The 14,307-nt window shown below is 67.4% G+C and carries 11 protein-coding genes and 2 tRNA genes; 4 read left to right on the forward strand and 9 right to left on the reverse strand.

Translation table 11 applies throughout. From position 1 onward, the window contains the following. Positions 1 to 372: 372 nt before the first annotated feature. Positions 373 to 714, forward strand: coding sequence for a hypothetical protein (locus C1A38_RS30875; protein WP_146017567.1), 342 nt, complete (start codon positions 373 to 375; stop codon positions 712 to 714). Positions 715 to 1,030: 316 nt separating this feature from the next. On the opposite strand, the gene C1A38_RS16585 is transcribed toward C1A38_RS30875, so the two are convergent. After that, positions 1,031 to 1,288: a hypothetical protein gene (locus C1A38_RS16585; RefSeq protein ID WP_102658731.1), complete on the reverse strand. Its 258-nt coding sequence runs from the start codon at positions 1,286 to 1,288 to the stop codon at positions 1,031 to 1,033. 303 nt (positions 1,289 to 1,591) lie between these two features. On the opposite strand from C1A38_RS16585, the gene C1A38_RS16590 reads away from it, so the two are divergent. Beyond that, a complete protein-coding gene (locus C1A38_RS16590) occupies positions 1,592 to 2,098 on the forward strand; it encodes a hypothetical protein (RefSeq protein ID WP_233196867.1) in 507 nt (168 codons plus the stop codon). 914 nt (positions 2,099 to 3,012) lie between these two features. After that, the gene (locus C1A38_RS30880; protein ID WP_146017569.1) at positions 3,013 to 3,375 is read left to right on the forward strand and encodes a hypothetical protein; all 363 of its coding nucleotides are present in this window, start codon (positions 3,013 to 3,015) and stop codon (positions 3,373 to 3,375) included. Between the two features lie 704 nt (positions 3,376 to 4,079). Here the strand turns inward: C1A38_RS30880 and C1A38_RS16595 are convergent. From C1A38_RS16595 to gyrB, 6 genes are all read right to left on the reverse strand, one after another. After that, positions 4,080 to 4,155, reverse strand: a tRNA-Ala gene (locus C1A38_RS16595). 38 nt (positions 4,156 to 4,193) lie between these two features. Beyond that, the gene (locus tag C1A38_RS31865; protein WP_233196868.1) at positions 4,194 to 4,322 is read right to left on the reverse strand and encodes a DLW-39 family protein; all 129 of its coding nucleotides are present in this window, start codon (positions 4,320 to 4,322) and stop codon (positions 4,194 to 4,196) included. A gap of 45 nt (positions 4,323 to 4,367) precedes the next feature. Then, positions 4,368 to 4,441, reverse strand: a tRNA-Ile gene (locus tag C1A38_RS16600). A 221-nt stretch (positions 4,442 to 4,662) separates the two neighbouring features. Further along, entirely contained in the window at positions 4,663 to 5,568 is a 906-nt protein-coding gene (locus C1A38_RS16605) for a DUF3566 domain-containing protein (protein WP_102658733.1), read from the reverse strand. A 4-nt stretch (positions 5,569 to 5,572) separates the two neighbouring features. After that, positions 5,573 to 9,247 carry an intein-containing DNA gyrase subunit A gene (gene gyrA, locus C1A38_RS16610; RefSeq protein WP_502696941.1) on the reverse strand — a complete coding sequence of 1,225 codons (3,675 nt, stop codon included), beginning with the start codon at positions 9,245 to 9,247 and terminating at the stop codon, positions 5,573 to 5,575. Between the two features lie 234 nt (positions 9,248 to 9,481). Continuing rightward, positions 9,482 to 11,428 carry a DNA topoisomerase (ATP-hydrolyzing) subunit B gene (gyrB, locus tag C1A38_RS16615; RefSeq protein WP_102658735.1) on the reverse strand — a complete coding sequence of 649 codons (1,947 nt, stop codon included), beginning with the start codon at positions 11,426 to 11,428 and terminating at the stop codon, positions 9,482 to 9,484. A 541-nt stretch (positions 11,429 to 11,969) separates the two neighbouring features. Between gyrB and C1A38_RS16620 the strand changes: the two genes are divergently transcribed. Beyond that, positions 11,970 to 12,551 (forward strand): hypothetical protein, encoded by a 582-nt coding sequence (locus tag C1A38_RS16620; RefSeq protein WP_102658736.1) that lies wholly within the window; start codon positions 11,970 to 11,972, stop codon positions 12,549 to 12,551. A gap of 14 nt (positions 12,552 to 12,565) precedes the next feature. Here the strand turns inward: C1A38_RS16620 and C1A38_RS16625 are convergent, their stop codons facing one another. Both C1A38_RS16625 and recF read right to left on the reverse strand, forming a co-directional pair. Next, positions 12,566 to 13,168, reverse strand: coding sequence for a DciA family protein (locus tag C1A38_RS16625; RefSeq protein ID WP_102658737.1), 603 nt, complete (start codon positions 13,166 to 13,168; stop codon positions 12,566 to 12,568). After that, on the reverse strand, positions 13,158 to 14,291 hold the full coding sequence (gene recF, locus C1A38_RS16630; protein ID WP_102658738.1) for a DNA replication/repair protein RecF: 1,134 nt from the start codon (positions 14,289 to 14,291) through the stop codon (positions 13,158 to 13,160). Before recF ends, C1A38_RS16625 begins: the two co-directional genes overlap by 11 nt. Positions 14,292 to 14,307: the final 16 nt, after the last annotated feature.

The following is a 14,307-nucleotide window of genomic DNA, read 5'->3' on the forward strand; positions in this document are numbered from 1 at the left end:
CTCGGACCGAGATCAACCAAGGAAAGTGCTGGTGGAGCCCAGGGGACTCGAACCCCTAAGCCGCGAGCCTGCGCTACGGCTGACCTGCTCGCCGTGTCGCCTACTGTCGGCCCCGGGCCGTATCCGTCGGCGGGCTTGGCTGTACGGGTGGTTGTACAGCCCACCTTCTGATCGGTAGGACCGTCCGGTATCCACGGACACCTGGCTCGCCTCGCCACCAGGTCGCGGCTGTCGTTCATCCGAGGTACGGCCGTGTCGGCGCGGCTGGGTCAGGCTGAGGTCAGGAGGCAGCCGCTTGCGGGTTGCCGCCGGAGGACGTCTGAACTGGCCACTCTGTCCCCCTGGCTTCTATCTCCAGTACGTTGGTCAACGATGGAATTCATCGCCGCGCTGAAGTCGATCCTTGTGGCCATCGTCATCGTCTCAGGGCTTGGGGTTCTCTTCTTGATGGGTTACCCGTCACGCTTCGGGGTGGCCGATCGAAGCGAAGCTGAGCGCGCGGCAATGATTGAGACCGACCGTCGACATCATCGTCTGGTTAACCGGGGAATGTCAGCAGTCATTTCGATCATCACCGGTGTGCTCGCTGTAGCCATCCTCGCCGGTCCGGCGGACAAGCGATCAAGCGGGCTTGTTCTGGCGGCAATGTCATTGGTCAGCGCTGCTGTGTTCGTGCTGCTCATTCGCCGGGATCGGAGGCGGCCTGGGGGTTAGAAGAAGATCACGGAGGGCTGCTCGGGTGATCCCTTCCATGGTCGGAGTGTCGGCGCTTGTCGGCCCTCACCAAACAAGATCACAGCTGATCTGTACTGACGTTGTACTAGTCGATCAACTCAAGAGAGGAACCGCAGGTAGCGGATGGTACTGGTGGAGCCCAGGGGACTCGAACCCCTAACCCCTGCCTTGCAAAGATCAAGACTTCTGTCGGCTGGCGTCGGTGACCGTGGCTGGCCTGCTCGCTGTGTCGCCTACCGTCGGCCCCTGACCGCGTCCGTCGGTCGTCTTGGCTGTACGGATGGCTGTACAGCCGTCAGGCCTCGCGGTCGCTCCTGGCGTGCTTGCGTCGCTCGTCAAGCCGCCGCAACTTACGGCGGTACTGCCCGGCGTAGGACCGCTGCGCATCGTCCACCGCCTGCGCGTCCGGGTCCGCGAACGCTTCGTAGTACGCGACCTCAGACGGGTCACGGTCGTACTCGATCAGCCGACCGAGCACCTGGGCGTCATGAGCCAGCGGCACTCTCTTCGCCACCTCTTCGCGCCAGATGTGCCCGCTGCTGTCGTCTTGCACATGGCAAATGGTAAGGCCAAGCAGCTCAGCAGTATCAGTTCGGCAGGACGAAGCCGGCCACTTCGTCCCGAACGCCAGCACGGCGCACCCTCGCCTGTCGGCCGCTGCTGCCTGGTGTCGTTGAGCATGTCCGTCATGCCAGCCAACGCCGGTCTTGGTCAGCGGTTGGTGACTGGTTCGCTGCGTCCATGCTGCCTCTACGCCGCAAAGATCAAGACTACTGGCGGCCAGCGTCGGTGACCGAGTTCGCACTTGACCTCTGTCGCCAAGCTCTCTAGGAGGTAGCAGTGAGGGGAGGTAGCGTTGGCCGAATCTACAATTCCAGTCATAGCGTCGAGCATCGTTGCGGTGGTCGGCGTTGTCGTACCGATGGTCACGCAATTCTTGACCAGACGATCGGATCACCGACACCAACTCAAGGTTGAGCAGGCTGCGGCACATGCTGCGCTACAAGACACCCTGTGGGCGCGGCGGGAAGAGCTTTACATCGATTTCTTCGCATTCGGTGTGCCCTTGCTCACTAACTTGACCCATGCGACGCACCCAACCTTCTCCAAGCTGAAACTCGCGCAAGCGAAGGCCGCTGCGCGCACGACCGGGGATCAGGAAGCACGGATGCTGGCCTTCGGGAGTAACGAAGCAGTGGCAGTGACCAGGGAGTTCGTGGAAGCGGTCTATCGGTGGGCTGAGCTGGCAGCGACGTTGGATCGGACTGAAGATTCACTGCGCACGCGAGCAAGCATCGCCCACGAAGCATTCGACCGGGCGTCGAAACAACTCCGCAAGGAGATCGTCGAACACTACCGGTAGCGCTTTCTGCCATCCCGTCTGCCGCCGACCCACACACCGTGGAGCGGGCCAGGGCCAGGGCGACAAGGTGGAGCGCCCCACTGGACGTACGACCTTGTCGCCCTGGCCCTGGTCTGCTCGGCTTGCCTGGGTTGGCGGTAGGCGGGATGGCATCCCTCAACCACTACCACCCACGGCCGCAACCGTTCGGCAACTCCATCCTGGAGTCGTCTGGCCCCCGCCGGAGGCACAAGCCCTAACCCCAACCCCTGTCCCACCCACCGCCCCCTTTTCACCCTCACCTCCTTCCCACCTCGGACCCGTGAGCGGTCGACGTGATTCGTTCGGCAACTCGCCCGGCCCGGCCGTCGACCGGTCCGCGGTTCCCGTCGTGAGGCTGATTGCGTGACGTGAGGTAGGACGTTGTCGTCCTGGTCCCGGTCGACCTCCGGGACTCGTCACCGGTTCCCTTCACGGAACCAGTGGGTGACGCGCGGGGCGGGCGTGGGTTTCGGGCCGGCTGACTTTCCGCCCCGCCGCCGTAGGCGGGCGGGGCGGCGGCTCCGTCAGGAGCCGGTTACCGCGCCCGGCCCGCGCCGCGCGGAGCGCGCTTGATCTAGTACAGGCCAATTCGGCAACAGATCACAGAAGGCTCCGAGTCGACCAAGGCCGCACACGACACCAACCCAACCGACAGGCGCTCTGTCTGGCATCCCGTGACCCACACCGCGTCCGTGCAGCACGGCTGCCCGCCGCGATCGCGGCCTGACTGGTCGCTCGATCGTCTTCCGCTGATCGCCGAGGTGCTCCGCCGGCTATCCGCCTACCCGCCCCACGGCTGTTCAGCATCCTGTCCCGTCTGGTCGAACCCATTCGGCAGCGCATCAGCCCGAGACGGCTTGTCCCGATCGGGACAACAGGCGTACCATCGGGACATGGGTAAGCGCCAGCGCCAGCGCGACCGACAGGTGGTCGCGGAGACGGCTGAGACGCCAACGTTCGCGGACAACCACTCGTTCACCGCCGGACGCTATCGGTTCGAAGTGATCTCGACCCCCGACCTACCTGAGCATGACCGAGCGGCAGCTGTGAGTGCGATTGCAGGTCTTGGAGCCGAACGCCTTCGCCTGCTCGATGAGTTGAACCATGTGGACGGGGCCCTGCGCCCCCGCGTTCAACATGCTGTGGCCGCAGGGGTGCCTTACCGGCGCATCGCCGAACTCACTGGCTACTCCCGATCTGCGATCAGCCGCTGGGGTCAGCCGGCCAATGACGGTCACGAGGTGACACCTAGATAGAGAAGTGGGGCTACGTCCGTTGCAGCGGACGTAGCCCCTGGACCGATTCGAAGGAGTCCAGCCATGCCGAACCGACCCGCAACAAGTCTTGCACCTCAAGACCAAGACGCCACCTGGTGCCGGAACCCGGACAACCCGCGTTGCCTCTGCCCTGCCTGCCGATCAGTCTTCGCTGAGGAGGACGCCCGGTGGATCGTCCAGTACCCCACGCCTGGAAGTCCGTACAGCGGCGCGATGCACCTGTGACGACCGCTCCGCGCCCCGCCAAGGCGTCATAGCGGTCTTGAGAGCCCTCGGTCAGGGTCGATACCTTCGGTATGTGACTACTGACCGAGGGCTACTCATTGAAGTGCACATCCAGCTCGCTCCCGCCGACGAGGAGCAGTGGGAAGCTCAGCGGAGACTGACGAAGAGCACGGGCGCCACGTTCGACGCTCGCTCAAGCGCATGGGGACTGCTCATCGGTGATCCAGACGAGGCGCTCCGAGTCCTAGGCAAGCTCGCGAATGCTCGTGAGACGTACGGCACCGCTGTCGCTCTCCGCCTAGTGGCCGCCCCACCCGCCTGGGCTGGCCCGGTGCTCACGCCAGAGGTCTTGGACGGTGCCCCTGCAACAGTCGTAGTCCAACCGAATCAGGGGACAACGTGACCGGCTTGGCTGTACGGATGGCTGTACTCGGACCGAGATCAACCAAGGAAAGTGCTGGTGGAGCCCAGGGGACTCGAACCCCTAACCCCTGCCTTGCAAAGGCAGTGCTCTGCCAGTTGAGCTAGGGCCCCGTGGCGGACGGTGCCGCCGGGTGGTCGGAGCTACGCGATCAGCGCAGATCCGGCGAGGTGGTCGCCTCGTGCCAGAGCGCGCGCTCGTCGTTGGCGTCCTTCATCTTCTTGGCCACCACAGCGGCCACGCCGACGACACCGACCAGGATCAACAGCTTCTTGAACATCGGGGCTACCCCTCGCGCTCGACGTGGCCGTCGGACCATGTGCGGTGGGGCTAGCTGGAATCGAACCAGCGACCTCAGAGTTATCAGCTCTGCGCTCTAACCGACTGAGCTATAGCCCCGCGTAGCGACGAGCAAGGTTAACCCATCCGCCCACGCCGCCCCAAATCGGGGGTCGGCCTGGACGCCTGCTCAACGCCGTCGCCCCTGAACCTACCGGAGAGCAGCCGGCGAGCCCACCCAGATACCGGCGGACCGCCGGCGCCGGTTCGCCACCCACGGGGCAGAAAGCAGCCGGGCCGACCTGCACGGTCGGCCCGGCGCACGAAACGGGTACGGGCTGTCAGTCGCGCTCGGCGAGAGTCAGCTCGATGCCACCCACCAGGTCGGCGCAGACGTTGTAGACGAACGCACCGAGGGTGGCGAGGGCGGTGAACAGCACGACGTTCACCGCACCGATCAGCATCGAGGTGAAGATCACGCCCGTCGCGGTGATCTGGAAGCCGCTGGTGCCCTGACCACCACCGGCGTTGACCAGGTCGCTCAGGCTGTCGTTCACGCTGGTGAAGACGCCCATCGCGTCCAACGCCAGGTACAGCACCGATGTCGCGACCACGATCACGATGAACAGCACCACGGACACGGCGAACGCGAACTTCATCACGGACCACGGGTCGATCCGCTTGAGGTTCAGCCGGGCCCGGCGCGGTCCGCGCGACGCGGCCGAGCTCACCGAGGTACGCGCAGCGCGTACCGCCTCGCCGACGCGCGCCGCGCCCACGGCGGCTGTGCCGACCCCCGGGGGAAGCCCGCCGCCGTTGGCCGGACGGCCGGTGTTCAGCGGCCGGGCCCCATCCGGCTTCGGAGCCGACCCGGTCACCCGCGGCTGGGTGCCGGTCGTGCCCGTACCGACTGTCGGCAGCACACCCGTGGTGCCCGACCCGGACTGGCCCGCCCGGGTGGCGATCGGCTGGGTGACCGACGGCTTGCCGGCAGCGGCGGCCGAACCAGCGGTCTCGCCGCCGGCCTTCTCCTCCGCAGCCTCCGCAGCCTGGTCTTCGCCGGGCTTTTCAGGCGGTGGAGCCATACCGGGAGCGCGGGTGAACTTCGGGGCAGGCGCGTCGGCGGGGACCGTGGCCCGGCCTACGGCCGCGCGGCCGGTCGTTGGCGTGCCGTTCTGCGCGGCTTCCTCGTCGACCGGTTTGGCCGAGGGTCCCGTGTTCCCCGACTTCGCCTGTGTCTCCGTCATTCAACTAGTCCTGTTCGTCAGGCTCGTCGGCATTGCGAGCAATCGCCACGATAGTCACGCCATCCGGAAGGTCCATCAGCTTGACCCCCATTGTGTTCCGGTCACGCGTACGGCGTACAGGCTTCACCGGAGTCCGGATGACGCCACCGTTGCTGGTGATGGCGAACAGTTCGTCGTCCGGGTCGATCACCACAGCGCCGACCAGACCACCGCGCCGCTCGGTGATCTTCGCAGTCAGCACACCCTTACCTCCCCGGCCCTGCACCGGGTATTCCTCGATCGGGGTACGTTTCGCGTATCCACCGTTCGTGGCCACCAGAACGTCCAGGCCCTCCCGGACGACCTCCATGGCCAGCAACTCGTCCTCATCGCTGAACCGCATGCCGATCACGCCCGAGGTGGCCCGACCCATCGGCCGCAACGCCTCGTCGGTCGCATTGAACCGGATCGCCTGAGCGTTCTTCGACACCAACAGCAGATCATCGGTGGGACCGGCCAGCGCAGCACCGACCAGCTCGTCCTCATCGCGCAGGTTGATCGCGATGATGCCGCCGGACCGGTTGGAGTCGAACTCCTCAAGCCGCGTCTTCTTCACCAGGCCGTTCTTCGTCGCCAGTACCAGATAGGGAGCTACCTGGTAGTTCGGAATCTCGATGATCTGCGCGATCTGCTCGTCCGGTTGGAAGGCGAGCAGATTCGCCACGTGCTGACCCTTGGCCACCCTACTGGCCTCAGGAAGCTCGTACGCCTTGGCCCGGTAGACGCGCCCCTTGTTGGTGAAGAACAGGATCCAGTCGTGCGTCGAGCAGACGAAGAAGTGGCTGACGATGTCGTCCTGCCGCAGCGTCGCACCGCTCACACCCTTGCCGCCACGCCGCTGCGAGCGGTACAGGTCGACCTTCGTCCGCTTGGCGTACCCGGTCCGGGTGATCGTGACCACCACGTCCTCCCGGGCGATGAGGTCCTCCATCGAGACCTCGCCGTCGAACGGAATGATCTTCGTACGCCGCTCGTCGCCCCACTTCGCGACGATCTCGCCCAACTCCTCCGAGACGATCCGCCGCTGCCGCTCCGGCTTGGCCAGGATGTCCTTCAGGTCGGCGATCTCCAGCTCCAGCTTGGCCAGGTCGTCGAGGATCCGCTGCCGCTCCAACGCCGCCAGCCGGCGTAGCTGCATGTCCAGGATCGCGGTCGCCTGGATCTCGTCGATCTCCAACAGCCGGATCAGGCCCTGCCGCGCGTCCTCCACCGTCGGCGAACGCCGGATCAGCGCGATCACCTCGTCCAGGGCGTCCAACGCCTTGGACAGACCGCGCAGGATGTGCGCCCGCTCCTCCGCCTTACGCAGCCGGAACGCCGTCCGCCGCCGGATCACCTCGATCTGGTGCTCGACGTAGTAGCGGATGAACTGCGCCAGGTTCAACGTGCGCGGCACCCCGTCGACAAGCGCCAGCATGTTCGCGCCGAAGGTCTCCTGAAGCTGGGTGTGCTTGTAGAGGTTGTTCAGCACCACCTTCGCGACCGCGTCGCGCTTGAGCACGAGCACGATCCGCATACCCGTACGCCCGGAGGACTCGTCCCGGATGTCGGCGATGCCGGCGAGCTTGCCCTCCTTGATCAGCTCGGCGATCCGCTCGGCCAGGTTGTCCGGGTTCACCTGGTACGGCAGCTCGCTGACCACCAGCGCCGGGCGCCCGCGCTTGTCCTCCTCGACCTCGACCACCGCGCGCATCCGGATCGAACCACGACCGGTCCGGTACGCGTCCTGGATGCCCGACTGGCCGACGATCAGACCGTGGGTGGGGAAGTCCGGGCCCTTGACGATCTCCAGCAGCGCTTCGAGCGTGGTGGCCTCGTCCGCCTCCGGGTTCTCCAGGCACCACTGCACCGCCGCGCCGATCTCCCGCAGGTTGTGCGGCGGGATCTTGGTGGCCATACCGACCGCGATGCCCTCGGAACCGTTGATCAGCAGGTTCGGGATCCGCGACGGCAGGATGGTGGGCTCCTTGGCCCGGCCGTCGTAGTTGTCCTGCAGGTCGACGGTGTCCTCGTCGATGTCCCGCAGCATCTCCATCGCCAGCGGGTCGAGCTTGCACTCTGTGTTGTGGCTGACGAACCCGTCGGAGACGAACGAGTGGTCGTCGGTGTCCACCCGGATGCTGTAGACCGGTTGCACGCCTGCGTCGGCGACCTCGGCGACCTCGGCGTAGTAGAAGCGCCCGTCGACCAACGGCTCGACCACGTCGAGCACCTCGGCGTTGGTGATCCGGGCAGCGATCTCGTCGCGGTCCCGCTCCCAGCGCTCGATCCGGTCCACGTTGTGCCGGCGCAGCCAGTCCCGCTCGGTCCAGCGGCTCGCGCCGTGCTCGCGGATGAAGTCACCGACCAGCGGTACGTGGTCGCTGGAAAGCGCCGTGCTGCTGGCCGGCACCGAGGCCAGCTCCGATTCCAGCTTGGCCTGCTTGCGACCGAGGAAGCCGACCTGGGCGGCGAAGATCCGCGCGTCGCGTCGGTTGGTCACCACGACCTTGATCTCGCCGTCGTCGTACCGGCACTGCCGGCTGACGACACCGAACTCCAGCAGCAACTGCTGCACCTCGCGGGCGAGCCGCTCACTGCGGGTGGAGTACGAGATCTGCATGGTGTTGCGCGGCAGCAGCGAGGACGAGCCGTCGCCCTCGAAGAGGGCTTGGAGGAAGGCCCGCTTGATCGCGGCCGGTCCCTGCCAGACGAACTCCGGCACGAACTTGCCCGCGCTACGCGCCCCGACCAACTCACCGAGGATGCTGGCCCGCAGCGCGGACAGATCCTGGATGTCGATTTCGTGCAGGACACTCCCGGACGCGATGACCCGCTCGGCGACGTATCGGGGGCCACCGACGGCGAGGTCGTAGGCCGCTAGGACGCGAACGAAGAACTCGCGGTCGACGTTGTTGAAGCCGGCTCGGGTCTCGGAGACCCACCCCTCGCTGACGAAGGCACCCGCGAGGACTGCGGCCTCGACGTGTTCGAGCATCGGGTAGCCGATCTCGTCGGGCACGCTGCGCTGGAGGACCACCCGGTCGCCCGGGGAGATCTCGGCGAGCAGCTTCCAGAGCAGGGTCGGCACGCCGGCCACGTCCACCAGGCAGAGCACCGGGTGGTTGTGGGTACCGGTCAGCTCGTACCCCTCGCGGGTGCGCAGCCGAAGCGTCGGGTGCTCGCCGGAGTGGAAGAACTTCGACGCCCGGACCAGGTCACCGTTGCGGTCGCGGACCTTGAGGTCGATGTCGGTCTCGCTGCTCACCGCTGCGCCCGGCACCACGTCCCCGACCCGCACGCTACCGTCAACAGTACGAATACGGACATCTCCGGCCAGACAATAACGCATGGCCGCAGCCGGATCGTTTCCGGGCGAACCGAAGTTGCCGTTGCCGTCGACCAACGGGTAGCGCAGTGACCACGGCTGGGCCATCCGGACCAGGGCGTCGTAGATGGCCGAGTCGCCGTGCGGGTGGAACTGACCCATCACGTCACCGACGACACGGGAGCACTTCACGTAGCCACGGTCGGGCCGGTAGCCCGAGTCGAACATGGCGTAGAGGATCTTGCGGTGGACCGGCTTGAGCCCGTCCCGGACGTCCGGCAGCGCCCGCCCGACGATCACGCTCATCGCGTAGTCGAGGTAGGAACGCTGCATTTCCACCTCGAGCCCGACCGGCTCGATCCGGTCGTGCGAGACGACGGCGGCCAGCGCCTCGGGGACCTCGGGCTCGTTGGGTGTGGACTCGGGGGAATCGGTCACTGTTTACCCTTATCAGACTCAGAGTCGTTTTTGTGCTGTGGATAACAGCTGTGGATAGCGGCCAAGCTGTGGATAACTCTGTGGACCGGCGGCCGGTTCGGATCAGCTCCGCACCGGCCGCCGGGCCCGTCAGATATCCAGGAAGCGGACGTCCTTGGCGTTGCGCTGGATGAACGAGCGACGAGCCTCGACATCCTCACCCATCAGCACGCTGAACAACTCGTCGGCGGTGGCGGCGTCGTCCAGAGTGACCTGGCGCAGGGTACGGGTGGCCGGGTTCATCGTGGTCTCCCACAACTCCGGGTAGTTCATCTCGCCGAGGCCCTTGAACCGCTGGATGTCGTCCGGCTTGGCGTTCGGCTTCTTCTGCTGGCGCAGCGCGATCAGCCCGTCGCGTTCCCGGTCGGAGTACGCGTACTGGGCGTCGTCGCCCTTCTTGTTCCACTTGATCTTGTAGAGCGGCGGGGCGGCGAGGTAGACGTGACCCAACTCGACGAGTGGGCGCATGAACCGGAACAGCAGGGTGAGCAGCAGCGTCTGGATGTGCTGACCGTCGACGTCGGCGTCGGCCATCAGCACCACCTTGTGGTAGCGCAGCTTCTCCATGTCGAAGTCGTCGTGGATGCCGGTGCCCAGCGCGGTGATCAGCGCCTGGACCTCGTTGTTCTTCAGCACCCGGTCGATGCGGGCCTTCTCCACGTTGAGGATCTTGCCGCGGATCGGCAGGATCGCCTGGGTACGCGGGTCGCGGCCCTGCTTGGCCGAGCCGCCGGCCGAGTCGCCCTCGACGATGAAGACCTCGGATTCGCGCGGGTCGGTGGACTGGCAGTCGGCCAGCTTGCCGGGCATCGAGCCGGATTCCAGCAGCGACTTGCGGCGGGCCAGCTTGCGGGCCTGCTGGGCGGCGATGCGGGCGCGGGCGGCCTGGGACGCCTTGGTGATGATGATCTTCGCCTCGGCCGGGTTGCGGTCCAGCCAGTCGACCAGCCGGTCGTTGCAGACCCGCTGGACGAAGCTCTTGACCGGGGTGTTGCCGAGCTTGGTCTTGGTCTGACCCTCGAACTGCGGGTTTGTCAGCTTGACCGAGATGATCGCCGCGAGACCTTCGCGGATGTCTTCACCGGAGAGCTTCTCGTCGCCCTTGAGCAGCTTCTTGTCGGCGCCGTACCGGTTGACGACGCTTGTCAGCGCGGCCCGGAAGCCCTCCTCGTGGGTGCCGCCCTCGTGGGTGTTGATGTTGTTGGCGAAGGTGTAGACCGATTCGCCGTACGACTCGTTCCACTGCATCGCGATCTCTAGCGACATGCCCTCTTCCTCGGCACCGAACTCGATCACCGTCTTGTGCATCGGGCTCTTGGAGGCGTTGAGGTGCCGGACGAAGTCGGCGATGCCGCCGTCGTACTTGAAGGTGACCTCGCGAACCTTGCCGTCCTCGCCCTCGGCGACCCGCTCGTCGAGCAGGTGGATGGTGAGGCCGCGGGTGAGGAAGGCCATCTCCTGCAGGCGCCGGTAGATGGTCTGGAAGTCGAATTCGGTGGTCTCGAAGACGTCCGGGTCGGGCCAGAAGGAGACCGCCGATCCGGTGCGGTCGGTCGGCTCACCCTTCTCCAGCGCGCTCGGCTTGGAGTGGTCGTACTGCTGCCGCCAGACGAAGCCGTCCTTGTGGATCTCGACGGCCATCCTGGTGGAGAGCGCGTTCACCACGGAGACGCCGACGCCGTGCAGGCCGCCGGAGACGGCGTACGCCTTGCCGTCGAACTTGCCGCCCGCGTGCAGCACGGTCAACGCGACCTCGACACCCGGCTTCTTCAGCTTGGGGTGCAGGTCGACGGGGAAGCCACGGCCGTTGTCGGTGACCCGGACTCCGCCGTCGGCGAGCAGCACCACGTCGATGGTGTCGCAGTGTCCGGCCAGGGCTTCGTCCACCGCGTTGTCGACGACCTCCCACACCAGGTGGTGCAGACCGCGCTCGCCGGTGGAGCCGATGTACATACCGGGCCGCTTGCGGACCGCCTCCAGCCCTTCGAGGACGGTGATCGACTCGGCCCCGTACTGCTGATTTTCCTGCGCTGCCACCCTCGGCCACTTTCTCGCACCCGAGCGTGCCGTCAGGCACGTCGAGCGCGGGTTCGGCGGACAGGGCGCGACGTCGGCACGCGGACCGGTACCTGGCACAATTCCGGGGTACGGGCCGAACGCGCCGGTCGCCGCGGTTGCCCGCGGATCGCGATCGGCTCGACCCGAGTCGGACAATGTTCGGGGGCCCGCACCGGGCCCACGAAGCGTCGCTCCGCACCGGGTCTTCGTCTCACACCAATCTTACTGTGCGCGGGCGATAGAACCACCACTCGGCACCCCTTCGCGGCGGCTCAGATTCACGTAGCGGGCCGAACCGCGCCGTCTGCGACTCCCCCTACACGCCAAGGCATGATCAGCCGATCTGCCGCGTGACGGCGATCCAGGCCGGGGGTCCGACGGTCGCCGAGAGTGAGCCGGTACCGTCCACGGCGGGCGTTTTCCGGCACACGGGTCAACGGTCGGCCTTGATCTTTTCCGGTCGGAACCGGACGATCGACCCGATCGACTCGACCTGTGCTTGTGGAGAGGTGGACACCAGATGGGGCTGGACAACGTCGCGGTCCAGTGGCCGCGGACCGGCCGCTTCTACGACCCGGTCGCACCGGCCGAGTTCGTCGACTTCGGCGAAATCGTCGATGTGCCGGGGATCTCGGCCCCGACCGCTGCGCTCGCGGAGCTGATCGCGAAGACCGGCACCGTGCGGGCCACCGCGTACACCGAGGTGGTGGATCTGATTCTCGGTCTGGACGGGGTGCTCTACGCCACCGAGGCGGCGGCGGAGGACGAGGACCCGGTCATCGACCCGGACGGGTGCGCCTGGATCGCCAGCGGCATCGAGCGGTTCGTCGCCGCGCACCGGCCGCACGGTGAGGCTGTCGGTTTCGAGTCGGTCGGTGTGGTGCTTCGTTCGCTGTTGTCCGACGGTCGCCTGGCCGAGCAGCAGCTGCGCTGGCTGGACAGCCGGCTGGAGGCGTTGCGCGACGACAGCGGGGCCGCGCCGCAGTGGACCTTCACCTGTGCGGAGCTGAGTGTGGTGGCGGCCTTCTACCGGCGCTGTGCCGACCGGGGCTTCGCGGTGTACGCCGAGTCGGCGGCACCGCGGCGGGCGGCCCAGTCGTAGTTCGGCGGGCCGGGTCAGCCGTAGGTGTCCCGGGGGCCTCGACCGCGTACCCGGCGGGGCCCCCGGGACCAGGACGGTGCGGCCGGGCCGTGGATGTGCAGTCTGCGGACGACGTTGTGGCCGATCTCACGGCCGATCTGTTGCAGCAGTGAGCCGGCGAGTAGGCGCAGCTGGGTCGCCCAGGCGGTGGATCGGGCTTCCACGGTCAGTTCGCCGTTCTCCAGTTTGACCGGGCGGCTGTGCTGGGCCACCTCCGGCCCGACGACCTTCTCCCAGGCACCGAAGACGGTCGCCTCGGCGGCGGGCTGTTGCCAGCCGCGCGCCTTGACCAGCCGGTTGAGCACCGCGCCGAGTGGTTGCGGGTCGCGGGGGTCGGGTCCGGGGCCGGAGTAGCCGCGGAGACGCCGCTCACCGCCGGTCCCGTCGGTCGCGCGGCGGGGTCGTGCCGTCGAGGCCCGTCTGGCCTTGGCGGCGTCGAGCACCGCGCGGGCCAGTTCCGGCCCGGTGACCCCGTCCGGTACGTCGGGGGTCTTCGCGTCGGCCGGGTTGCCGGACGCCGGACGCCGGGCTGCGGCCCGGTCGCCGTCGTTGCGGGGGTTCGTCGACTCATCCGGCACGTCGCACCGTTCCCTCCGACACCTCGTACCGGGCACCGCGGAGGGCGTCGGGTACATCGTCGGCGACCGCGCAGGTCACCAGGAGTTGGCTCGCCCCGCCGACCAGTTCGGCGAGTCGGTCACGGCGGCCGGCGTCCAACTCGGCGAAGACGTCGTCGAGGACGAGGACGGGTTCGATGCCGTCGTTGCGGAGCAGGTCGTAGCCGGCGAGCCGGAGGGCGAGCGCGTACGACCAGGATTCGCCGTGGCTGGCGTACCCCTTGGCGGGTAGTGGGCCGAGGTTGAGGGTGAGGTCGTCGCGGTGTGGGCCGACCAGTGTGGTGCCGCGTTCGATCTCGGCGGAGCGCTGCTCCTCCAGGGCGGTGGCGAGCACCTTGGCGAGGGTTTCCCGGTCGGTGGTCGGCTCGGTCAGTTCGACCGAGGGCCGGTAGGCGATCGTGGCCGCGCCGCGCCCGGCGGCCACCGCGTCGTACGCCCTGGCCACGTGCGGGGTGAGCGCGGCGACCAGTTCCAGCCGGCCGGCGAGCAGTTCGGCGCCGTGCCGGGCGAGGTGGGTGTCCCAGACGGCCAGCGTCGACAGGTCACCGCCGCGGGTGCCTCCGGTCTTGCGGGCCAGGTACGCGGTACGCAGCAGCGCGTTGCGCTGTTTGATCACCCGGTCGTAGTCGGCCCGTACGCCCGCGTAGCGGGGCTGGCGCAGCACCAGCAGGTCGTCGAGGTAGCGGCGGCGTTCGGCGGGGTCGCCCCGGACGAGTTCGAGGTCCTCCGGGGCGAAGAGCACCAGCCGCAGTGCGCCGAGCACGTCGCGGGCGCGGCGGGCCGGGGATCGGCCGAGTCGGGCCCGGTTGGCCTTGCCGGGCACGATCTCCAACTCGACGAGCAGTTCCCGGCCCTCGTGTACGACCGCGCAACGGATCACCGCTGCGGTGGCACCCATCCGCACCAGCGGGGCGTCGGTGGCGACCCGGTGCGAGTCCAGGGTCGCCACGTAGCCGAGCGCCTCGACCAGGTTGGTCTTGCCGACGCCGTTGGCGCCGATGAGGATGTTCGGCCCCGGTTCGAGGTCGACACCGACCCGCTCGTACGAGCGGAAGTCGACAAGTTCGAGCCGGCGGACGTACACGGGGGCCGGGTGCCGG

The organism is Verrucosispora sp. ts21, assembly GCF_002879555.1.
Taxonomy (GTDB): Bacteria; Actinomycetota; Actinomycetes; order Mycobacteriales; family Micromonosporaceae; genus Micromonospora; species Micromonospora gifhornensis.

Coding starts and splice junctions, on each gene's coding strand:
- C1A38_RS16620 (WP_102658736.1), top strand. CDS start 11,970: ATGGGGCTGGACAACGTCGCGGTCCAGTGGCCGCGGACCGGCCGCTTC.
- C1A38_RS30875 (WP_146017567.1), top strand. CDS start 373: ATGGAATTCATCGCCGCGCTGAAGTCGATCCTTGTGGCCATCGTCATC.
- gyrA (WP_502696941.1), bottom strand. CDS start 9,247: ATGCAGCGTTCCTACCTCGACTACGCGATGAGCGTGATCGTCGGGCGG.
- C1A38_RS16605 (WP_102658733.1), bottom strand. CDS start 5,568: ATGACGGAGACACAGGCGAAGTCGGGGAACACGGGACCCTCGGCCAAA.
- C1A38_RS30880 (WP_146017569.1), top strand. CDS start 3,013: ATGGGTAAGCGCCAGCGCCAGCGCGACCGACAGGTGGTCGCGGAGACG.
- C1A38_RS31865 (WP_233196868.1), bottom strand. CDS start 4,322: ATGTTCAAGAAGCTGTTGATCCTGGTCGGTGTCGTCGGCGTGGCCGCT.